Raw genomic sequence first — 23503 nt, 5'->3', positions numbered from 1 at the left:
GTTACACCTCTGCCAAGTCGCCGTTGTTTTGTAGCCAAGAACGACGGTCATCTGCACGCTTTTTACCTAGCAGCATGTCCATCATTTCCATGGTCGCCGTAGAGTCGTCAATGGTTAACTGCACTAAGCGACGCGTGTTCGGATCCATGGTGGTTTCACGCAACTGAAGTGGGTTCATCTCACCCAGACCTTTGAATCGTTGCACGTTGATTTTGGCTTTCTTCTTCGACAAGCGCTCTAAAATGCCATCTTTTTCATCATCATCGAGGGCGTAGAACACTTCTTTCCCGCAGTCGATTCGATACAGAGGCGGCATCGCCACATAGATATGACCCGCTTCCACTAGTGCGCGGAAGTGACGAGTAAATAGAGCACAAAGCAGCGTTGCGATGTGAAGACCATCCGAGTCCGCATCGGCAAGGATACAGATCTTACCGTAACGAAGACTCTCGAGGTTGTCGCTATCTGGGTCAATACCCAAAGCAACGGAGATATCGTGTACTTCTTGAGACGCAAGAACTTGATCGGCAGAGACTTCCCAAGTGTTCAAGATCTTACCACGCAGTGGCATCACGGCTTGGAATTCACGGTCACGTGCCTGTTTTGCCGAGCCACCCGCAGAGTCACCCTCCACAAAGAAGATTTCCGTGCGACTTAAGTCCTGTGCAGAACAGTCGGTCAACTTACCTGGCAGTGCCGGGCCAGAAGCCACTTTCTTACGTACGACTTTTTTCGCCGCTCGCATACGACGATGCGCGTTAGCGATACAGACTTCTGCCAATTGCTCTGCGAGCTGAGGCTTTTCGTTCAACCAAAGACTGAACGCATCTTTTACAACGCCAGAGACAAATGCCGCGGTTTGACGAGAAGAGAGACGTTCCTTGGTCTGGCCTGCAAATTGTGGATCTTGAATTTTAACCGACAGCACGTAAGAACAGCGGTCGAAAACGTCATCACCCGTTAGCTTCACACCACGAGGTAATAGATTACGGAACTCACAGAATTCGCGCATCGCTTCCAACAAGCCTTGGCGTAAACCATTAACGTGTGTACCACCTTGAGCGGTTGGGATCAGGTTAACGTAGCTTTCGGTGATCATCTCACCGCCTTCTGGCTGCCAAATTACCGCCCAGTTTGCCGCTTCAGTATCCGCCAAGAACTCACCAGTAAATGGTTCTTCAGGAATAACTGGATAGCCTTTTACACCTTCCGCAAGATAGTCTTTCAAACCATCTTCGTAGTACCACTTATAGTCTTTGTCATTAACTTTGTCGGTTAATGTGATTTCTAAGCCCGGACACAAAACCGCTTTTGCGCGCAGGTTGTTGACTAAGCGCGTCACAGAGAAGTTAGCCGAATCGAAGTACTTCGCATCAGGCCAGAAATGTACGCTGGTACCGCGATTGCGACGACCACATGTGCCAGTTACGGTCAGATCAGACACTTTCTCGCCGTGTTCAAATGCAATTTCATACACTTGACCATCACGACGAACTGTTACTTCAACGCGTTTTGACAACGCGTTTACTACAGATATACCTACCCCGTGCAAACCACCAGAGAATTGGTAGTTTTTGTTAGAGAACTTACCACCCGCATGTAGCTTACATAGAATTAGCTCTACGCCTGATACTTTCTCTTCTGGGTGGATATCAACAGGCATGCCTCGACCATCATCGATCACTTCGAGTGATTGGTCAGCATGTAGGATGACTTGTACTTTTGAGGCATGTCCGGCTAGCGCTTCATCGACACTGTTGTCGATAACTTCTTGGCCCAAATGGTTTGGGCGCGCTGTATCCGTATACATCCCTGGTCGGCGACGTACTGGCTCTAAGCCATTCAGTACTTCAATGGCACCAGCATTATATTGTTCAGTCATAATACGGAATTATTCTCAAAGTTTACTTGTTGCCTGAGTATCACCAATGGGCGTACCCATACTCAGGAAACGAAAAAGCCACCCTGTTCACATCACTAAGAGTTTGTAAACATGATGCATAACAAAGTAGCCAGGGTCCTCGACCCTTAAGATCTTTTGGCAAAACATAGTCGGAAAGCATACCGCCCATGTCAAGAAACGGTTGGATATATCAATAAAAACTATGAGCCTTTTCCAATCGCTTTCGAATTACAGTTCTAGAAATTCGATAATCTGTGCAGGATAACGCTCAAAGCCTACAAAACTGTGATCACCGCCTTGTTCTACTGTTTGCTTAGCGTCTGCAAACTTATCTACCGCTTGTCGATAGTCTAAAACCTCATCTTCTGTTTGTTGCAATAACCAAAAAGAATGTGGCGACGCGATGCTTTGTACATCAAGAGCTTTTAACTCGTCAATATGACAAGCTTCAAGTGTATAGGTTTCATGCGTATATGGGTTAGTTTGCTTACCTAAATAATCTACTAGCAACTCATAAGGCTTGACTGCGGGGTTGACCACTACCGCTTTAAACCCAAACTTGTCATTTAGCCACGTTGACATAAAACCGCCTAATGAGCTGCCCACTAGACCAATTTTATAGTCGTCTTTATATTGCTCGATAATATCCAACAACATTTTCGCCGCTTGCTGAGGATAACAAGGTAACTGGGGAACAATCACCTTAATATCAGGCCTATGTTGCTCGCAGTAGGCTCTCATCACATTCGCTTTCATGGAGAGTGGAGAGCTATTAAAGCCATGGATATAGAGAAGAAGTGAAGGTTTACTCATAGATATCTCGCACAAAAAAGCGAGCCCGAACAGAGAGCTCGGGCGCGTTAGTAGCCGTTAGAAGAGAAGTCTGGTTGGAACTGGCCATCAGGAAGCCGACCTACTTGGGTCGTAATATCGCCACAAGCGTGTAGTTGCAGCTCCCGCCAACCAGGCGAAGTGGTATCAAGGGCAAAATCATCCGAGTTAGGCTTAAACTGAACACAAGTTGAGGGTGTTGCCATCACTCGAATGCCCTTGTAAAGCACATTCATATCTTGATGAACATGACCACAGAGAATGCCTTTCACGTTATCAAAACGCTCGACAACCTGCCAAAACGCTTCGGCATCTTTTAAAGTATGTTGATCAAGCCACGCGCTTCCGACCAGTAACGGGTGATGATGCAACAAAACAAGTGTGTGTCTTTCTGGGTGTTCGGCTAGCTTTTCTTCGAGTAGCGTTAATTGCTGATCACTCAAGCGCCCATGAGGAACGCCAACAACTTGCGAGTCTAAAAGAATTAACTGCCAATGCTCGCCAAGCAACACATGCTCTGCGGCTTTGATTTGTGGCGAAGGCAAAACACTGCCCATATTAGGCTTGTAATCATGATTACCAGGTAGCCAAAAGCAGTCTTTCTCTAGCGGTTCAATGCCGTTGGCAAAGCGCTGATAAGATTCTGCACTATGGTCTTGGGAAATATCGCCTGTCGCCAAGATGTAATCAAACGCCACGTTGCGGCGTAAAACATCAGCAACAACAGCATTGAAGCTATCGACTGTTTTTACGCTTAGCAAACTTCCCTCATCGGCAGCAAACAGATGAGTATCCGTAATTTGTAAAAGTTTGATGCTGTCACTAGATGATTGCAAAATGAAAACCTGATTCGTCCACTATATCGTTATTTGTTATTTTCCTTTAGTGACGTGACGATCAATTGAAGGCAAGTGGTGTTCTACTGATACCACTTCGTAAACAAAACGTCAGCCATTCACCGAGGAATGTGTTTAATTGATGCTTTTCATCTTTCTGCATCAGTTGGTCATTGGGATAATCATACTTAGCTTTTATGCGAGAGAACTCTCCGCTTGAGCATACTTCGGCTACTCTCGCATCATGATAAAGCCTGACAGACATCGTCGGTAAAGGAAACACTGGCGTTTCATCACTCTGACATATCTCAACAACTGTGGTGTATTTTGTGATTTCATTCACGGTCAATTGGTAAACCATGTTCGCCGCTTGGTAGCAACGTACATCCCCAACTTCAGCAGAAGCAGGCAATAAGGCATTCAATTTAGCGTAGTTGGTCTCATACGTTCTCATAAGACCAGCTAAATCAACATGATATTGTTGTTTTTCAGCCAATTGTGCCATTACTCACTCTCCACCGTTTGGGATAGTCCCCATTCTGACTTTAACTCTTGATGGTGTAATTGCAGCCATTGCAACGCAATAATCGACGCACCATTTTCAAATTTTCCGTCCTTCACCCATTGATACGCCGTTTCACGACTCATGACATGAACGCGGATATCTTCATTCTCATAGTCTAAACCATGAATGCCGTGCGCTTTAGACGCATCCACTTCACCAACAAAGACGTCTAGCTTTTCCGAGCAACCACCAGCCGAAGGATAATAGGAAGTAACAGGTACAACGCGCCCCACCTGAATCCCCGCTTCTTCGACAGCCTCTCGACGAATTACGGCTTCAGCAGATTCATCGCGGTCAATCATACCGGCGACAATTTCTAGCTGCCAAGGGTGTTCATGTTCCAACGCGCCAATACGAATCTGTTCAATGATTACGACCTGGTCCGTCTTTGGATCATAAGGAAGCATCGCTGCTGCGTGACCACGCTCGAACATTTCTCGTTCGACAACTCCACTCCAACCACCAGCAAATAGCCTATGCTGAAAGCGGTATTTCACCATTTTGAAAAAACCTTCAAATAAGGTTTCTTTCGAGATGACTTTTACATCTCGCGAAGTAAAATCTTGTTGTTGTTTGTCACGCTGTTGCATTCAACACCTCTCTGAGTGAATCCTGTAGTTTACTCATTGTTATTCGCTTGCTCAAAGGACTTGGCTCAACTTTTTGTATAATAGTTACAAATTAATTTAAGTCTTTGCTAAAAATTTATTGCACAAGTGGATAATTACGTGTAAAAAAGTGCAAACTTTAGAGTAAATATCGTGCAAATTGAGTTAAACTACTGAGAATTAACCAATCTATGGACCGCGGGAATAGAAAATGAAAAAATTGCTTCCACTATTTATCAGTGCAGCGCTAGGTAGCATGAGTACGTCTGCGTTCGCAGACTCTTTGGCTGAAATCTACGACTTGGCAAAACAAAATGATCCACAATTGCTCAGTGTAGCAGCACAACGTGACCAAGCTTTCGAAGCAATCACCTCAAGCCGTAGTGCTCTATTACCACAAATTAACCTTACTGCGGGTTACAATTTAACTCGTGGTGATACTGAATACGATTCAAATCTAATTAGCGACGTATCAAACGATGGCAACGCACTAACCGCTGGCGTTAGCTTTTCACAAGCACTTTACAACCGCGCATCTTGGATCTCTCTAGATACTGCTGAGAAAAGTGCTCGCCAAGCAGACGCAACTTACGCAGCGACGCAACAGGCACTGATTCTTCGCGTGTCACAAGCGTATTTTGAAGTTCTACGCGCACAAGATAATCTTGTTTTCGTACGTGCAGAAAAAGCCGCGGTTGGCCGTCAACTTGAGCAAACTAAACAGCGTTTTGAAGTAGGTTTGTCTGCAATCACTGACGTGCATGACGCACAAGCTCAGTACGACCAAGTGCTAGCGGACGAAGTGTTGGCAGAAAACGCGCTCACTAATAGCTACGAGTCACTGCGTGAAATTACAGGCCAAGAGCACAAAGATCTCAACATTTTGGACACTGGCCGCTTCACTGCTAGCCCATCGACCGTACCTGCTGAATCGCTCATTGATGAAGCAAAAACCAAAAACCTGACCTTGCTATCTTCACGTATTCTTCAAGACATTGCGCGTGACAATATTTCACTAGCAAGCTCTGGCCACCTACCAACGCTCTCTCTAGACGGTGGTTACAACTACGGTGATACTTCTCATAGCTCTCGTGACAACACGACAGACAACTTCAATATTGGTGTGAACCTTGCAGTACCGCTATACACAGGTGGTAACGTAACCTCTCAAACCAAACAAGCTGAATACGCATACGTGGCAGCAAGCGAAGATCTTGAAGCACAGTACCGTAGCGTAGTCAAAGATGTTCGCGCACAAAACAACAACATTAACGCCTCTATCGGCGCATTACGTGCGTATGAGCAAGCGGTTATTTCTGCACGCTCTGCACTAGAAGCAACAGAAGCTGGCTTTGATGTAGGTACTCGTACTATCGTTGATGTACTGGACGCGACTCGTCGTCTATACGATGCGAACAAAAACCTATCGAACGCTCGTTACGACTACATTTTAAGTGTTCTTCAGCTACGCCAAGCAGTTGGTACGCTAAGCGAACAAGACATCTTGGACGTTGATGCAGGTTTGAAAGCGGCAAAATAACCGCTAACTGAATACTTCAGGTCTTAATAAATAAAAACGCCAGTTGAGTTATCAGCTGGCGTTTTTTATTACTTGTAGTTCAGAGCCTAAAAGTGTCTCTGAGCATCAAGTATCAAAAAGGCCGCACTTAGCGACCTTTATGAGCAAATAGCATTTCAATGCTAACAAACAGCAGGCTTAGCCCTTACCGCCTTTGATTGCATTAATGATCTCACTGGTCGAGCAGCCATCTTCAAAGTTCAATACACGAACTTCACCACCCGCCGCAATGACTTCTTTACCACCAGCAATCTCTTCTGGTTTGTAGTCACCGCCTTTTACTAGCAAGCTTGGTAGAACTTCTGAGATCAAACGCTGCGGCGTATCTTCACTAAATGGTACAACCCAATCCACAGCGCCCAAACCTGCCAACACCGCCATGCGGCGATCGGTTGGGTTTACCGGACGACCAGGGCCTTTAAGGCGTTTTACTGACTCATCGGTATTTACCGCAACGATTAGGCGATCGCCCAGTTCAGCAGCATGGTTTAAGTAAGACACATGCCCAGCGTGCAGAATATCAAAGCAGCCATTTGTCATAACGACTTTCTCGCCACGAGCTCGTGCTTTTTTCACCGCTTCGATCAGTGCTTTTTCTGAAATCACACCGTAATCCGTGTCTTGGCTGCCATGTACCGCTTCTGCTAATTCAATCTCAGAAAGCGTTGACGTGCCTAGTTTACCAACCACAACACCTGCCGCTGCGTTTGCTAATGCACACGCTTCTTCAAATGATTTGCCTGCGGCAACAGACGCTGCCAATACAGAGATAACCGTGTCGCCCGCACCTGTCACGTCGTACACTTCTTTCGCTTGAGTTGGAAGGTGGAACGGTTCCTGGCCACGACGAATCAAGGTCATTCCGTTTTCGCTGCGTGTCACTAAAAGCGCTTCAAATTCAAACTCTTCAACCAAAGCCAGTGCTTTCTCTACTAGCTCTTGGTCAGATTTCACTTTACCTACAACGTCTTCGAACTCTTTCATGTTTGGCGTAAGAAGTGTTGCGCCACGGTAGCGTTCAAAATCCGCACCTTTCGGGTCAATGAAAACCGGAATATTTGCTGCGCGCGCTTTTTGAATGTATGCCTGAACATGCTCTAACGAACCTTTTGCGTAATCAGACATAATCACGGCTTTAACGTTTGGCAGTGCGGCATCCATTCGAGATAACACTGGCGCAGAATCTGTGTTTTCAAACTTGTCTTCGAAGTCGAGACGAATAAGCTGTTGTCCACGGCTCATTACACGAAGCTTCGTAATCGTTGGGTAATCAGGCAGTGCAACGAAATCGCACTTCACATTGAGTGAGCTCAGCGTCTCCGTCAGCACTTTTGCAGGCTCATCTTCCCCAGTTAGACCAACAATGTGAGCATGGCCACCTAGTGATGCGATGTTCATCGCAACGTTCGCAGCACCACCAGGACGCTCTTCATTGTTTTCTACTTTTACAACAGGAACCGGCGCTTCAGGAGAAATGCGCCCGGTTGGGCCATACCAGTAACGATCTAGCATGACATCACCGATGATGAGCACACCAGCGCTGTTGTAATCAGGTAGAATTGGTTTCATTGTTGGTCTCCAAAAATTAAATCGAAGTGAGTTTATCACAGCCCTTATCGAGGCTAAATATATGGTCTTAACTGAACCACTGATTCCAAGCCTGTTTTACCCACTCCCTTTCGGCAACAAACTTGTCTTCCACTACATCAGCGTCTAAATTGAGTAGATTTCGTCGGTGTATTTCGTTGCGCATTGTCGTGTAAGCACGTATCAACTGCATTGCTTGGTCTTCGTCCATGACATTTTGCGCAATGAGCGTTTCAAAGATGCGCACATTATCACACCAACGCGTCAATTTCGGCTTATCGTGACTATAGTTGAGCACTAGGTACTGAGCGAGAAATTCGATATCGGTAATCCCACCCACATCTTGCTTGAGCATAAAGCGGCCTGGCTTTTTCCCCCCAAGATGACCGCGCATTTTTTCTCTCATTTCGACAACGTCTTTTTTCAGTTCAGCTTGATCGCGTGCTTTGCACAGCACATCATGCCGCGTATTGTGAAATGCAATTGCCAGTGGTTCATCACCATAAATCATGCGCGCGCGGACAAGTGCTTGATGCTCCCATGTCCACGCGTCTTGATGTTGATAGTCGTCGAACGCGTCCGTTGGGCTAACCAACAAACCCGATGCACCGGACGGACGCAATCGGGTATCGACCTCGTATAAAATACCGGAAGCGGTGCGAGTGGAGAAAATATGAATGATACGCTGTGCTAAACGAAGGTAGAACTGACGACCATCAATCTCTTTTTTGCCGTCAGTGTAGACATTGACGGGGCAGTCATGCATGAAGACAATATCCAAATCGGAGTTATAGCCGAGCTCCCACCCTCCGACTTTACCATAACCAATTACAGCAAAGCCTTTACCTTCACGATCTTTCACATGCGTTGGCTCGCCGTACTTTTCAGACACTTGCAACCAAGCCTGACTGACCACCGCATCCACGATAGCTTCCGCTAAGTAAGTTAAATGGTCACTCACTTTCATCACTGGCAATGCGCCAGCAATATCTGCCGCTGCAATACGCAAAATACAAATTTGCTTAAACTGACGCAACGCTTCCATTTGCTGTTCCATATCATCTTCAGGAATACGTGCCAAATAATCACGCAGCTCTGTACGGTAACTGTCTAATGGAATGGGATTGTACAGCTGCGCAGGGTCGATCAACTCATCAAGCAAGATAGGATAACGAGACAGCTGCTCTGAAATCATTGGGCTTGCGGTACACAAACGTACGAGCTGCACCAGAGCCGCTGGATGCTCATCCAATAATTCCAAGTAAGTTGTGCGAGTGCAGATGTTGTGTAGCAAATGAAGTACACGAGATAAACCAAACTGTGCATCAGGATGGGCAAAGACCGCATGAAACACTTTCGGCATCAAACGGTTGAGCACTTCACGTCCACGTGGGCCTAACGTTTTTTTGGCCAGATCGGTTTTAAAGTTGATGATGGTTTTCGCGCATGAAGCAAAGTCTTCAATCTGAATATCCTGCTGCAAGATATGCTCAAGAACGTCTTGTTTGTCGGCCATATCCCATAGCTCATGAAAATGACGAGCAACGGTAGTCCCCTCGTCTTCTTCATCATCACCAATTAGTGATTCAAAAACTTGGTGAACATTTGCCATATGCTGCTGGGTTTGCTCAATCAATTGCTCCCAACAGCTCATTTTCATCGCGGTGGCGAGCTTTAAGCGTTCGGTTTCGCAATCAGGCAGCGTCTGGGTTTGCTTATCCGCCATTGCTTGCAACAAGTTTTCTAATTGACGCAAGTACTTGTATGCGGCTTCTAGATCGCTGACTTCTTGTGGAGTAAGCAATGCCAGTTCTTCAATGCCTTGCAGCGTTTCCAACAGCCCTCGATTACGTAAAGAAGGTTCTCGACCACCTCGAATCAATTGAAAAACTTGAGCGATAAATTCAATTTCTCGAATGCCACCCGCACCTAGCTTAATGTTGTTATTCAACCCTCGGCGGCGAACCTCGCTACTGATCATCGACTTCATTCGACGCAAAGATTGAATCGCACTGAAATCAATATAACGACGAAAAACAAAAGGGCGCAGCATTTGGCGTAGCTCTTGATACTGCGGGTACATCTCACATCCCATCACCCGAGCTTTGATCATCGCGTAACGTTCCCAATCTCGCCCCTGCTCTTGGTAATAATCTTCAAGTGCGGCATAGCTCATTACCAAGGGGCCACTTTCTCCAAATGGGCGAAGTCGCATGTCGACGCGGTAGCAAAAACCATCGAAGGTTTGTTGGTCGAGCGCTTTGATGATGCGTTGACCAAGACGAGTAAAGAACTGGGCATTGGCAATGCTTCGGCGTGCGCCTTGGGTTTCACCATTCTCTGGGTACGTGAAAATTAGATCAATATCGGAAGAAAAGTTTAGCTCGCCACCACCCAGTTTCCCCATGCCGATAATTAACATCGGCTGCACTTCACCGTCCTCACTTGTTGGCGTGCCCCACTCCTGACAACACACTTGATATTGCCATTGATAGGTTTCAAAAATCATCGCTTCTGCCAACTCAGATAAGTGGCTTAAAGACGTCTCTAGAGACCATGCATGCGTGAAATCCTTCCACGCAATGTACACCATTTCTCGATTGCGAAACTGACGCAATACGCGATGACCAGACATCTCATCAGGACATTGTTCCAACAGTTCAGCAAGGCGTGAGCGGTAAGACTCCTGACGACTTGGCTGCGTTAACATACTTGGCAACTCACGGGCTAGGACTTCATCGCGATGAATGGCTTCAGTTATAAACTGGCTTAAGCCCGCCACATAACGAAATTGCTGCGCAACCTCATCGGGCCAAAGGGGAAAATAACCTGCGTCTTGGGCGTTTTGTACGGCAGATTCAGCGATAGAAATCAGTGGCGAAGGCAGCTGCATTTTTCTTCCTTGTTTGAAAAGCACGGTAACTCACTCTTTATACCAGACTGAAAGCAAATAAAAACGCCCACAAAAGGTTTGTGGGCGTTTTATCAAAAGTTCGGGATCGAATATTAAACTTGGAAAGATTTGATCTTCTTGTCTAGCTCACCTGCGTTATTTTGCATCATTTCAGAGGTTTCTAGCAGCTCGGTAACAACAACAACTGAGGCTTCCACCAACTCACGTACATTGGTGAGGTTTTGGCTCATCTCTTCTGCAACACTGCTTTGCTGACCAGACGCCGTCGCGATCTGGAAGTTCATGTCATTGATTTGCGTCACTTGCCCAACAATACCATCGAGCTCAGATCCAGCATTAGAAACCAGCTCGTTTCCATCTGCCGCTTCTACAACGCTTTTTTCCATGAGTTCTACCGCAGATTCAGCACTGGTTTGCAGCTGTGCGATCATCTCTTGAATTTCTACCGTCGCTTGTTGTGTACGTTGGGCAAGGTTACGAACTTCATCTGCAACCACAGCAAAACCCCGCCCAGCCTCGCCAGCTCGCGCCGCTTCAATCGCCGCATTCAGTGCAAGCAGGTTGGTTTGTTCAGAAATGCCTTGAATCGTCCCTACAACGCTACCAATGGCTTCAACACGTTCTTCAACTTGGTTAACCGCTTGTGCCGATGAAGCGATATCCGACGAAAGTTCACTCATTTTCGCCATTGTACTTTGCAAGAACTGCTGACCAGAAATTGCTTGTGCGGAAGCTTGCTCTGTCAGAGAAGATGCCGTCTGGGCATGTTCCGCAACCGTTTGGACCGTCGACGACATTTCACTCATCGCCGTAGCAAGTTGATCAATTTCGTTAAACTCTTCTTGCGCCGATTCCTTCGTTTCCGACATGCTCAGTGTCATGACTTCGGTGAGCGTTGATAATTCATCAGACGCATTAATTTGCATTTGAATCACATCGTGCAATTGTCGACGTGTCTTTTCTAATTCACGTGCCACGTCTCCGTATTCATCTTTACAATCCATACCAAATGGAACAGAGAGGTTCTTGCTCGCCATCAGTTTGATCGCGTCGCTCAGATACTGTGTTTGACGCAACATCACTCTAGCCGCCGCTAATAAGAGCACGACAAAAACCACTATCAATAAGGCGGTTTGCCAAGCAACTTGCGTTAAGTATGCTTCATAATGCTGTTGGGCAACTTGCGCGTTTTGTGTCGCCGCTAAAAGTGAGTCGTAAAAAGTGTTTGCGTCCCACAGTTGTTTTGCCACGATCAGGACAGTACTGAAGACCATCAACATGACCATTTTAGGCACCAGTCGAATGTCGGATATGACCCTTTCCCATGGCTTAAATGCCAGCTTTTCCATTGTCAGTTCTCCACCGAGTCTTATATAGTCTTTATCTATAATCTTTATATTACTTATAGTTATGTTCGCGCTTTGCGTGGTTACGCGATTTATTTTGAGCTTCGTATGAAAAACAATGATATCAAAGACAGCACACGACCGATGGGCCTGTTGTCACTAATATTGTCTTTTATGGCACTATTTGTGATCTCTGGCTTGTTGTTTTTCCCGATCGATCACGAAACCCGTCAAGTTCTTATCGGTCTGGATTTCATAATCTGTAGTATTTTTCTACTACAGCTCACCATTGATTTGATCCGGTCCACAGATCGCTGGTTATTCCTTAAACGTCATTGGATAGATTTCGTGGCGAGCATCCCATTGATAGAGCCCCTGCGCTTTGCGCGTATTTTTCATATTATGCGAGTGGTATTAGTACTGCGTTCGTCAAAGTTCATTTTGCATCAGCTCAAAGAAAACCGCCGCGAAACTACGGTCGCCTCTATACTGCTATTGATGGTTATCCTCATAACGCTCGGTTCTAGTGCAATGCTGTTTATCGAAGCGAAAAACCCAGAAGCGAATATTCGCACTGGCGCCGATGCTTTGTGGTGGGTATTTGTAACGATCTCAACGGTTGGTTACGGCGATCATTATCCAGTGACCTCCATAGGAAAGTTTTTGGCTGTCATCATCATTGTTTGCGGGGTGGGTATCTTTGGTATGATCTCGGGTCTTATCACCTCTATCCTTACTGCCCCAACGAAACAACAGACGCACAGTTCAATCAATAAAGAACGTATGCTCGAGCAGCTCCTAACCCAACAAGCGCAAATACTAGAACGACTCGATTTCATGGAAAAAGAGCTACAACAACGTAAAACAGAGACAAAAAAATAGGACCATGCGGTCCTATTTTTTTGTCGTTACCACCAGAACGATCATTCACGCCAATAAGGCTGTACTTCCACACTGATCGCTCGGGTTTGATCCATTGCATGCAAAATTGAGCGCTCTTGACGGTGCAACCAGCGTTCTAACTGCTCTTTTTCTGCGTCTTCCAGCATATCAACCAACGGGAGCAAGTGGTTCAGCATTAGCAGATCATCGATACCATGCACCAGATCCGCCCATGGTAAACGGAAGCTGTTACGCTCATCCGAGTTATACAAACTCGCGAAACCAATGCCGGTATAGAGATTACGCAATAAGCGATAACGCTGATCAACGTACTCTTGCGCCGTCAAATCGCGCTCTGCTGGGAAAGCTTCCATTAGCTCAGCCCAAGTGCGATCGAGCTGAGTAACTGAAAACGGCATGATGTTACTTGCCATTTTTTCACGTGCTTTTTCATCAAGAAATGGCTGCCAACCGCGCGCCAAGATCCAGCGGCTTAGATCCAGCAGTAACCCTGTGTAACGCGCGGAATTGAGCAACCCTAGCACTTCTTCACGGCTTGGCAACTCTTGTAACTGCTGAGTCAGCTCAGATACTAAGAACTTACGCGCATCCAACTTACGCAGCACATTGCCTTTGTCATCTAAGAGCTCTTCAAGGTGTGCATGCTCATCTAACCAACTCAGTTCTTCTTCCAACCATTTAAGCTCTTGGCGCAGAATCGCACTCGCGCGACGAGGGACAATCCCGCCAAAAATAGTCAATGTTTGACGAATGAAACGAATGGCATTACTGATTTCACGCAGTGCTTCCACGCTGTCACGCTCAGCATAAATTTGCTCGTGATAATGCCAATGAGACAAAGCGTGCTCTAAAGAGTTGATCAAGCAAAATTCAACGGTATCCGTCGGACTACTGTCCACAAGTGCCAATGATTTTACTTCATCACCCGCATAACCGCTTGCAAGTCGATAACCTTTCGCCGCTTTGCTCAAGTTACCCAAACGCATACCGCCTTGCTCGCAAAAGCTGCGTGCCAGCGTGAATAAAGCTTCGGTTTGGCCAGACTTAAGTTCCAGTTCAACTTCGCAAATCGGCTCTTGCTTCTCTTCTTCGTCTTCACCTTTGGCTACAACTAAGCCTTGGTCAAAGGCAACTTCAATCTGACTGCCATCGGGCATGCCAATCAGCCATTGTTCACGTGTGAAGTTGGTCGAGAATAATGGCATAAGCTCGGATTGCAGCGTTTCTGCATCTTTACCTGGAGGCCAAATATCTAGAGGATGAAGCGACAGATTAGGCTCGTCGCTAGTGTGCTCAGCATTGTATTCTGGTCTTTGATGTAAGCCTGCGACGACGCGTCCTGCTGTCTTTACGGTTTGGACGAATACATCATCAAAACGGCGAATTCTTAAACCAATGTCGTGCTTTCTAAGCCATTTATCGGCAGTATCAAAATAGGTGTTACCCAAGTCACGACAACTATGCTGAAGTACTTTTGTCTCAGAAATTTTTTCTTTTAAAGTTTCTGAAAATTCAGGAGAAACAAAAAACTTCAGTTCTATTTCGGTTTCCATAGCTATACCTTTCAAAGCAGATAGAAACAGGATATTGCGTAATTTCTCACACGGCAAGAGAGAAATATCGCCGGAATGATGATCTAAAACAGTTTTAATGAGCGATTTAATGCGTTACCATGCGCGCCTTTATAGCCATCGTTCAACATTTCGCCAAGCACTCAGAAATGGTGTATGTTTTTTTAAGGTTATAGTTATTAGGTTGAATGACCATGCCAGTAAATACAATTATGGGGTTATTTGCAAAGTCCCCAATTAAGCCTTTGCAACGCCACGTTGTGTGTGTCAACGAATGTTGTTCACACTTGGTGAAATTCTTTGAAGTATCTTCAAAGGGTGATTGGGAAAAAGCAGCAGAAATCCGTGCACAAATTTCTCACTTAGAGAAAGAAGCGGATGTGCTGAAACGTGAAATCCGTCTAAAACTGCCTCGCGGTTTGTTCATGCCAGTCGACCGTACTGACATGCTTGAGCTTTTGACTCAACAGGACAAACTTGCAAACCTGGCAAAAGACATTGCTGGCCGTGTATATGGTCGTCAACTTGTCATCCCTGAGGCTCTCCAACCAAACTTCCTCGCTTACGTTCAACGTTGTCTTGATGCTGCCGATCAGGCGCAAAAGGTAATCAATGAACTTGATGAATTGCTAGAAACCGGCTTCAAAGGCCGTGAAGTGACGCTCGTCGCTGAAATGATTCATCAATTAGACGTTATCGAAGATGATACCGATGCCATGCAGATTGAACTTCGCCAACAGTTGATGGTGATTGAAGCTGACATGAACCCTATCGATGTCATGTTCCTGTACAAGATTCTTGAATGGGTAGGTGGTATTGCCGACCAAGCGCAGCGCGTAGGTGCTCGTTTGGAAGTCATGCTATCTCGATCTTAAAACATAAAGTTAACGACATAACGAAGAGCATAATTAACACGTGTCATAGGGACGATGACTATTTTCATCGTCTTATGGTTTGGCGCGCGTAAAATTTTGTTCCGCTTGTTATAAAACAACTAGGTATTACGATGGATATCCTTGCGAACTACGGCACTGTCCTGATTATTGTTGCAGCGATTTTTGGTTTCATGATGGCGATTGGTATTGGCGCGAACGACGTTGCTAATGCGATGGGTACATCTGTAGGTTCAAAAGCGCTAACTGTAAAACAAGCTATCATCATTGCGATGATCTTCGAATTTGCAGGTGCTTACCTTGCAGGCGGTGAAGTAACCGACACTATCCGTAAAGGTGTAATCGAAACTTCTTTATTTGCTAGTCAACCAGATGTTCTTGTCTACGGCATGATGTCTGCGCTTTTAGCAGCAGGTACATGGCTGCTTCTTGCTTCTTACATGGGCTGGCCAGTATCAACGACTCACTCAATCATCGGTGCAATCATTGGTTTTGCATGCGTATCAGTAGGTACTGAAGCGGTTGACTGGGGCAGCGTTCAAGGCATTGTTGGTAGCTGGATTATTACGCCAGTGATTTCAGGTTTCTTTGCTTACGTTATCTTTGTCAGCGCACAACGCCTGATTTTTGATACAGAGAACCCTCTGTTTAATGCGAAACGTTTTGTACCTGTTTACATGTTCATCACAACAATGGTGATTGCACTTGTAACCATCAAAAAAGGTCTAAAACACGTTGGTCTTCACCTGACCAATGGTGAAGCCTGGATGTGGGCAGCAGCAGTTTCAGCACTTGTGATGATTGGCGGCTACGTATACATCCAGAAAAAATTCGCTAATCGCGAAGAAGACCGCAGCTTTTCTGGCGTGGAAGGTATCTTCAGCGTTCTGATGGTTATCACCGCTTGTGCGATGGCATTTGCACACGGTTCAAACGACGTTGCAAACGCCATTGGTCCACTGTCTGCTGTCGTATCGACTGTTGAACACATGGGCGAAATCAGCACGAAAAGCACCATCGCTTGGTGGATTCTACCTCTTGGTGGTATTGGTATCGTGGTCGGTCTTGCAACACTGGGTCACAAAGTAATGGCAACCGTTGGTACAGGCATCACTGAGCTAACGCCTAGCCGCGGTTTTGCAGCACAGCTAGCAACAGCATGTACGGTAGTTCTAGCGTCTGGTACAGGCCTGCCAATTTCAACCACTCAAACATTGGTTGGTGCGGTTCTCGGTGTTGGCTTTGCTCGTGGTATCGCAGCACTGAACCTAGGCGTAGTTCGTAACATCGTGGCATCATGGATCGTTACACTACCAGCGGGTGCGTTATTAGCCGTAGTATTCTTCTACGGACTTCAAGCGATGTTCGCTTAAGACACTCGTCAATAGAATGTAAGCGCTTTGTCATTATTGACTCAAACGCACAGAAAGGGAGGCTTTGCCTCCCTTCTTTGTTGCACCGAGGTTTGAAACTGCATACTATTCGTCTATTTCCGGCTCCAATCATTCGGTGCCAACGCTGTCTCCAAGAAAAATCGTTAAGGGATTTACTGTGAAAAAACTAATCATCACGGTTTTGTTTACTTTGCTAGCAGCGCCAGCGGCCCTAGCAGCAGACCGTTATATTTCTGATGACCTCTTCACTTTTATGCACTCAGGTCCAAATAACACCTACCGTATTATTGGTAGTGTTAACGCCGGTTCTAAAGTACAACTGATTAAAACCAACCGAGATACTGGCTACACGCAAGTTCGTGATGACCGTGGTCGCACTGGTTGGGTACAAAGCAAGTTTGTGACAAACCAAGAGAGCATGGCAATTCGCCTTCCTCGCATTGAGAAAGAGCTAGCCGAAGTAAAAGAGCAGCTTGCTAATGCTCGTCAAACTTCTGATGCAGAGAAAGCCGGTCTTGTTACCTCTCTCGAAACACGTAACCAACAAATTTCAGATCTAGAAAATAAATACTCTGAGATCAGTGATCAGCTTACTTCTGTTGAAACAGAAAACCGCGAGCTACGCGCAAAACTGGATACACAAAAAGATGACATGCTGCTTAAGTACTTCACTTATGGCGGCGGTGTCGCAGGTTTAGGTTTACTATTTGGTTTGATTCTTCCGCATGTCATGCCTCGTAGAAAGCGCTCTCCTGCGGGTTGGGCATAAACCCTTACGCTTTTATCTTTAAAAAGAACGCAAAAGCCAGTCGATATTGACTGGCTTTTTAGTTTGCTTCGTTTGATAGAAGTGAGTACTACTCCCCCATTGAACTAGAGGCTCGACGACGATCCGTTGCGCCATAAAGCTTGCCATTTTTTAGCTCAATTGCATTCAAACCGCTTACCACTGGAATAACGTGCACTGGGTAGCCAAGCTCCATAAACTCAGGCACCAACATTTCTGCGAACGTTTTCTTTTCCACCAGCAAACCAGTCGGGTCATAAGACTTGGTGCGGTCTATCTTAGTGCCATACTGGATGTTTGGTAAGTCAATAGCCTCTTGCGCTGATAAGTTCCAATCCAGCACCCCAACCACGGTTTTGAGTACATACCCCGGGATTTGTGAACTACCTGGTGACCCAACCACCAAACGCAAATTATCATCACTGTCCATCACCATTAATGGCGTAATAGCCGAACGTGGACGCTTGCCCGCTTCAATTGAGTTTTGCGTAGGTTTGCCGTTAACCGTTGGCAGAGGTGAGAAGTTAGCCATCTGCGCGTTCAAGATAACGCCATCGACCATCACACCCGAGCCCATACCTGTTCCTACCGTACTAGTCATTGCTATTGCATTTCCATCTCTATCGACGATAGAAATATGCCCTGTATCTTTGCTCTCGAAGCCTTGATATTGCGCATACTGAGTTTGCGTTATCTGTCCTGCTTTTGGATCCTCTTTTGAAGTGCCATTATCGGGGATTAAATCACGTCTCTGATCTAGATAGGCTTTAGACAACAACTGTTCAACTGGCGCTTCCACATAATCCGGATCTCCGGCATACGCAATACGATCGGCTTTTGCAATTCGCATCGCTTCAGTCATGAGACGCCAAGGTTCCACATCCGTTTTCGCCATATGGGCAATGTCATAGGGTGCAAGCAGTTCAAGACTCTGAGCGACCATCACACCGCCCGAAGCTGGGTAACCAAAAGAGACGATTTTATTCCCACGGTAGTCGCTCTCAATGATGTCACGCTGCTTCACTTGGTAATGTTTAAAATCTTCTAAAGACAACTTCTCGTGTTGGTCGTCAATACGACTATTAACCGTCTCTACGATGTGCTGACCAAGCTCACCACCATAAAGGTAACTATCGCCTTGTTGCGCGATCTTCCTCAGCGTCTCAGCCATCTTAGGGTTCTTCATCAAGGTTCCCGTCGGCTTAATATCGTCCCCTTGCCAATACAAGGCTTTCACTTCCGGATCTTGCTCAAGTCGGCTTTGCTCTCTTACTACGATGTCGTAGGTGTAGCTGTTCATCGCGTACCCATTGCTCGCCAATGTAATCGCCGGCTTAATCAGCTCTGCCCATGGCAACTTGCCGTATTGTTCATGAGTGGTGTAAAGCAACCGCAACGTGCCTGGAACCGCAACAGAACGAGGGCCTAATATTTCGTTGCGACTGAGTACTTCCCCATTCTCAACAAACATTTCAGGGTTCGCGCTAGAGGGCGCTTCATCTCGACCATCAAGGGCCAGAAATTTTTTCTCGTCATGTTGATAAAACAGCGCGAAAGTCCCGCCGCCAATTCCGGTCATATCTGGCTCAACGACAGACATCACCATCTGCATCGCGACCATAGCATCAACAGCGTTACCGCCTTCTTTCAATATTGAGTAACCGGTACTGCTCACGTAAGGATTCGTCGCACTGACCATGAAATCTTGCCCGCGACTATCTGGTGTAACTGGGAATGGGTCTGGCTTTGCTGCATAGCTTGTCGATGCAACAATGCTTAAAGAAAAAATCAGAATACGCATGTGTCTCTGTTTAGACTCCTATTATGTGATGGGGTCTAACGTGGACCAAGTCATTACTCCGAAGTTCGTGAAAATGGTGTCTTTTTACACAACGCTGACTGGAATCGCGCTATCAATAGATGAATGATATTGGTGCTATTTAAACGACTGAGAAAAGCTATATTTTGCTTGTTTGAGTATCTAAAAATCATCACCAGAATAGATGCAAAAGATGCTCTGAAAAATAAAAAGCCAGCGATATGATTTCGCTGGCTTGATGTGTTTCTACAAGAGTTAGCCTTTCCACTCATACAACGCTGGTATACGAATTTGCTCACCTTGGAACTCAACAATCACAGCTTGCGGTTGTATTTCTCTTAGAGTGACCTGATCATCAACGACATCCCCTTGATGATACTCAACATTGTTAATTTTCACCCAACGGCGATTTTCATCACTAGCGTACATATGGGTTTGCAAATTAAGCGCAGGTAGACGCCCTTGCCACTGGTGAGCGTTGCGCTCTAAATCGTTCACGCGTGCCGTTTGTGATGAAGAGTTGTCATCATCTCGGGATAAGGCATTTTCGACCTTCCTAGCTAAATCAGGAGATAATGAGGATAAATCCAGATCATCCAAAGACAACCCGAGGTCCTCTTCAGCAGCAGAAGTCGTTTGGGTTGATGCTGAGTTGCGTGTTTCATCTCTGCTTGGTGTATGGCTCGTGTATTCATCGGGGGTGGTAAATGTACCAAAATCACGCGATAGCTCTGCACTTGGCCACTCTCTTGGCAATTGGGCCAACTGGGTGTTCTCTGGATAGTCTAATACTTTGAAAGGTGATACCACTTCGACCTTTTCTATCGGGGACGTTGTATCTACTTCAACACTCGGTGCAAAGAGATCTAAGTACCAAGCGACTCCAATAGCAGAAGCAGTGATTGGCAGCAAGAACAGACCTATATGTTTCACAGCTGACATTATGCGTCCTCCTTCTCTATTCTCGCCAGTTGAGGCGCATCTGGCTGAACATTTTGCTGAAGTCGGTCTAGCGTTCGCTTACCTGCAATACCATCGACACCAATTCCTTGCCAGCGTTGAAATAACTCGACTCGCTCTTTCATCGCACCATCAAAAATAGACGTTTCAAGCAGTGGCTCACTCACCGCTTCTGCTAATAATCGGTCTAATACTTCAATCGCAGGGCCTTCCATGTCTAAACGTAATGTTTCATTCAGCGGAGCATGCCACAGTTCGATAATATTGCCCTGCCACAACGGCTTTAACCATGAAATTGGCAGACGGAGACGCTGCTTACCATTGAGCACTTCAGCTTGGTCATTACCGACGGCATATAGAATGACATACCCAACATCACCTTGATAATTCAACTCCAAGATCACAGGGCGATTTTGTTGCATCAACAGCGGCCAAGTCGCCATTTTACGCTCACAACGCATAGTCGACTGCGGTTCTGACAAACAAAGGTTATCGCGAACCGATGCTTGATACCCCCACAAACGATACAAATCATTTACAGCGAGGTTCGACTGTTTTTGTGTTAACAATAAAGCACGCTGCTCATCCGTTAACTGTTGGCTGACGACGGTTGGTGTTGGCTCTACTCTTGGCTCCGTCACTTGTGTCAACACTGACGTCGCTTGAGCTGGCATATAATTCACGATCGCCCACCCCGTACTTAATGCAGCAATAAGGCCTACCGTGACAGAGCCCCAAGCAGGCCAACGGAAAGTCCGGCGCTCTTTTTTATCTTGCTGATAAATATCTGCCTGAAACTGCATCACCTCTTCACAGGCCTGCTGAACGGTTTGCTTATCCACAACCACATTACCCTGGTGATAACTGATGTTGAGGGATTTGTCACAGATAAGGTTGATGAGCCGCGGTATACCGTGACTGTATTTGGCTATAAGTTTACAAGAAGCACGATTAAACAGTTGCTGGTCGCCACCAGCTGTATGTAGTCGAAATGCGATGTAATCTTCTGTCTCTTTTTCATCCAACGGCAACAGGTGATAACGCCCGGTAATACGCTGGGCAAGTTGGCGTAGTTGTGTTGTTTGTAATAACCGCTGCAATTCAGGCTGCCCGACCAACAACACTTTGAGCAGTTTTCTGGTATCGGTTTCCAAGTTAGTCAACAAGCGCAACTGCTCTAAAACGTCGGCAGCAAGGTGTTGAGCCTCATCAATGACCAGCAATGTCTGCCAGCCTGAACGATAATTACGCAGCAAATATTGATGGATAACCTGGTTTAGCTGTTTGAGGTTTGCGTCTGGCGGATAGGTGATTTTGAACTCATCACAAATGGCTTCGAGCAAGTCTCTACTCGAAAACGTGGGATTGAGAATAAGACCCGCTTTGGTGTTATCACCCAAATTCGCCAGCATCGCTTTTGCGACGGTCGTTTTGCCTGTACCTACTTCGCCAGTAAGCATAGCAAAGCCACCGCCATCGCCTAGCCCAGCTTGGAGATGTGTGATTGCCTCTTTGTGACGTTGGCTTAAATACAAATAACGTGAGTTTGGAACAATCGAAAATGGTTGTTCGACAAACCCAAAAAAGTCCTTATACATTAGGCTCTCCAGCTAAAAAACCACCTGAGAATAGTCAGATATAATATAAACATAGCCGCATCTACTCTCGGGAGTAAAGAAAAGTACCATTGCTTGCTACAATGTCCAACGGCATATCCATAAATTAAGAGGTAATTCGTGCAAGTTTATTTAGTAGGTGGCGCAGTTCGAGATAAATTGCTCGGAATTGATAATTATGACAATGATTGGGTGGTCGTAGGCGCGACGCCTGAGATGATGTTGTCCCAAGGGTACACCGCCGTTGGTAAAGACTTTCCTGTATTTCTGCATCCCAAAAGTAAAGAAGAACATGCCCTTGCACGAACAGAGAGAAAGTCAGGTTCTGGTTACACTGGTTTTGAATGTTTCTTCGATCAAAACGTCACCTTAGAAGAAGATTTGATACGTCGTGATTTAACCATTAACGCGATGGCAATGGAGAGTGATGGCACGATCCATGACCCATATGGTGGCCAGCAAGATCTCAACGATAAACTGCTACGCCATGTATCAGACGCCTTTATTGAAGACCCTCTACGCGTTTTACGTGTCGCTCGCTTCGCTGCAAAGCTTGCTGATCTAAACTTTACGGTTGCCGACGAAACTATGCGGTTAATGCGTCACATGGCAGAGTCCGGAGAGCTGAGCACACTGACTCCCGAGCGTGTTTGGCAAGAATGGCATAAATCTCTCTCTACTCCTCGCCCTGATATTTTCTTATCGGTTCTACGAGACTGTGGTGCATTAACCGTGGTGTTACCTGAAATTGATGCACTATTTGGCGTACCTCAACCTGAGAAGTGGCATCCAGAAATCGATACTGGCATCCATACTTTGATGGTGGCAGAGCAAGCCGCAAAATTGAGTAACTCACTCCCCGTCAGGTTTGCCGCCCAAGTGCATGACTTGGGTAAAGGCGTGACGCCAGAGAGCGAATGGCCAAGCCACAAAATGCATTGCCATACAGGATTAAAACTGATCAAAAAGCTGTGCGAACGTGTCCGGGTACCAAATGAGTTTCGTGATTTAGCCTTGATGGTGTGCGAACAGCATTCCAATATTCATCGCGCGGCTGAACTTAAACCACAAACCATAATTAAAATACTCAATAAGCTTGATGTGTGGCGTAAGTCCGAACGTCTGCAAGATATCTTGCTTTGCTGTCAAGCGGATCATGCTGGTCGTAAAGGACTGGAAACGCAACCATATCCACAGGCGGATATTTTTAGGCAAGCCTACCAAGCAGCAGCGGCAGTTGACGTTCAAATCATAATCAAAGAGGGCTTTAAAGGCCCTGCGATTCGTGACGAGCAAGAAAAACGACGTATTGAAGCAGTGAAAGCAGCACTTAAGAAGTAACGAACAAACAAAAACGCCCGCGGATTTCGCGGGCGTTTTTCGTTAGCATC

At 46.1% G+C, this 23503-nt stretch carries 18 protein-coding genes; 6 read left to right on the top strand and 12 right to left on the bottom strand.

Annotated features, from left to right (window positions below; translation table 11 throughout):
- Nucleotide 1 precedes the first annotated feature (1 nt).
- From parE to nudF, 5 genes are all read right to left on the bottom strand, one after another.
- On the bottom strand, nt 2-1882 hold the full coding sequence (gene parE / locus R7R78_RS08620; RefSeq protein WP_005379872.1) for a DNA topoisomerase IV subunit B: 1881 nt from the start codon (nt 1880-1882) through the stop codon (nt 2-4).
- A 249-nt stretch (nt 1883-2131) separates the two neighbouring features.
- Nucleotides 2132-2716 (bottom strand): esterase YqiA, encoded by a 585-nt coding sequence (gene yqiA, locus R7R78_RS08615; protein WP_017820245.1) that lies wholly within the window; start codon nt 2714-2716, stop codon nt 2132-2134.
- A gap of 47 nt (nt 2717-2763) precedes the next feature.
- Complete coding sequence (gene cpdA, locus R7R78_RS08610) at nt 2764-3570, bottom strand: 3',5'-cyclic-AMP phosphodiesterase (RefSeq protein ID WP_005379877.1); 807 nt, start codon at nt 3568-3570, stop codon at nt 2764-2766.
- A gap of 61 nt (nt 3571-3631) precedes the next feature.
- Nucleotides 3632-4075 (bottom strand): DUF1249 family protein, encoded by a 444-nt coding sequence (locus tag R7R78_RS08605; protein WP_017633603.1) that lies wholly within the window; start codon nt 4073-4075, stop codon nt 3632-3634.
- Nucleotides 4075-4725, bottom strand: a complete 651-nt coding sequence (gene nudF, locus R7R78_RS08600) for an ADP-ribose diphosphatase (RefSeq protein WP_017633602.1) — start codon at nt 4723-4725, stop codon at nt 4075-4077. Before nudF ends, R7R78_RS08605 begins: the two co-directional genes overlap by 1 nt.
- 229 nt (nt 4726-4954) lie before the next feature.
- On the opposite strand from nudF, the gene tolC reads away from it, so the two are divergent.
- A complete protein-coding gene (gene tolC, locus R7R78_RS08595) occupies nt 4955-6283 on the top strand; it encodes an outer membrane channel protein TolC (RefSeq protein ID WP_005379884.1) in 1329 nt (442 codons plus the stop codon).
- Between the two features lie 177 nt (nt 6284-6460).
- Here tolC and hldE read toward each other — a convergent pair whose 3' ends face one another.
- The 3 genes from hldE to R7R78_RS08580 form a co-directional block, all read right to left on the bottom strand.
- Nucleotides 6461-7891: a bifunctional D-glycero-beta-D-manno-heptose-7-phosphate kinase/D-glycero-beta-D-manno-heptose 1-phosphate adenylyltransferase HldE gene (hldE, locus tag R7R78_RS08590; protein WP_017633601.1), complete on the bottom strand. Its 1431-nt coding sequence runs from the start codon at nt 7889-7891 to the stop codon at nt 6461-6463.
- A 67-nt stretch (nt 7892-7958) separates the two neighbouring features.
- Nucleotides 7959-10802: a bifunctional [glutamate--ammonia ligase]-adenylyl-L-tyrosine phosphorylase/[glutamate--ammonia-ligase] adenylyltransferase gene (gene glnE, locus R7R78_RS08585; RefSeq protein ID WP_213895397.1), complete on the bottom strand. Its 2844-nt coding sequence runs from the start codon at nt 10800-10802 to the stop codon at nt 7959-7961.
- Between the two features lie 113 nt (nt 10803-10915).
- Nucleotides 10916-12172, bottom strand: a complete 1257-nt coding sequence (locus R7R78_RS08580; protein ID WP_005379890.1) for a methyl-accepting chemotaxis protein — start codon at nt 12170-12172, stop codon at nt 10916-10918.
- A 105-nt stretch (nt 12173-12277) separates the two neighbouring features.
- On the opposite strand from R7R78_RS08580, the gene R7R78_RS08575 reads away from it, so the two are divergent.
- Entirely contained in the window at nt 12278-13051 is a 774-nt protein-coding gene (locus R7R78_RS08575; RefSeq protein ID WP_025768395.1) for a potassium channel family protein, read from the top strand.
- A 41-nt stretch (nt 13052-13092) separates the two neighbouring features.
- Here R7R78_RS08575 and R7R78_RS08570 read toward each other — a convergent pair whose 3' ends face one another.
- On the bottom strand, nt 13093-14625 hold the full coding sequence (locus R7R78_RS08570; protein WP_005379894.1) for an inorganic triphosphatase: 1533 nt from the start codon (nt 14623-14625) through the stop codon (nt 13093-13095).
- 212 nt (nt 14626-14837) lie between these two features.
- On the opposite strand from R7R78_RS08570, the gene R7R78_RS08565 reads away from it, so the two are divergent.
- The 3 genes from R7R78_RS08565 (at nt 14838) to R7R78_RS08555 (ending at nt 17699) form a co-directional block, all read left to right on the top strand.
- Entirely contained in the window at nt 14838-15518 is a 681-nt protein-coding gene (locus R7R78_RS08565) for a TIGR00153 family protein (RefSeq protein WP_005379896.1), read from the top strand.
- 131 nt (nt 15519-15649) lie between these two features.
- Nucleotides 15650-16909: an inorganic phosphate transporter gene (locus tag R7R78_RS08560; protein ID WP_005379898.1), complete on the top strand. Its 1260-nt coding sequence runs from the start codon at nt 15650-15652 to the stop codon at nt 16907-16909.
- Nucleotides 16910-17087: 178 nt separating this feature from the next.
- Nucleotides 17088-17699 (top strand): TIGR04211 family SH3 domain-containing protein, encoded by a 612-nt coding sequence (locus tag R7R78_RS08555; RefSeq protein ID WP_005379900.1) that lies wholly within the window; start codon nt 17088-17090, stop codon nt 17697-17699.
- Nucleotides 17700-17787: 88 nt separating this feature from the next.
- Here R7R78_RS08555 and ggt read toward each other — a convergent pair whose 3' ends face one another.
- From ggt to R7R78_RS08540, 3 genes are all read right to left on the bottom strand, one after another.
- On the bottom strand, nt 17788-19518 hold the full coding sequence (ggt, locus tag R7R78_RS08550; protein WP_225473421.1) for a gamma-glutamyltransferase: 1731 nt from the start codon (nt 19516-19518) through the stop codon (nt 17788-17790).
- A 273-nt stretch (nt 19519-19791) separates the two neighbouring features.
- Nucleotides 19792-20478 carry a general secretion pathway protein GspB gene (locus R7R78_RS08545; RefSeq protein ID WP_005387437.1) on the bottom strand — a complete coding sequence of 229 codons (687 nt, stop codon included), beginning with the start codon at nt 20476-20478 and terminating at the stop codon, nt 19792-19794.
- Complete coding sequence (locus tag R7R78_RS08540; RefSeq protein ID WP_154204851.1) at nt 20478-22094, bottom strand: ExeA family protein; 1617 nt, start codon at nt 22092-22094, stop codon at nt 20478-20480. Before R7R78_RS08540 ends, R7R78_RS08545 begins: the two co-directional genes overlap by 1 nt.
- A gap of 138 nt (nt 22095-22232) precedes the next feature.
- On the opposite strand from R7R78_RS08540, the gene R7R78_RS08535 reads away from it, so the two are divergent.
- The gene (locus tag R7R78_RS08535; protein ID WP_154204852.1) at nt 22233-23453 is read left to right on the top strand and encodes a multifunctional CCA addition/repair protein; all 1221 of its coding nucleotides are present in this window, start codon (nt 22233-22235) and stop codon (nt 23451-23453) included.
- Nucleotides 23454-23503 lie beyond the last annotated feature (50 nt).

The sequence above is a fragment of the Vibrio sp. 2134-1 genome (assembly GCF_033339495.1).
This window is presented reverse-complemented; position numbering and strand designations above follow the sequence as displayed.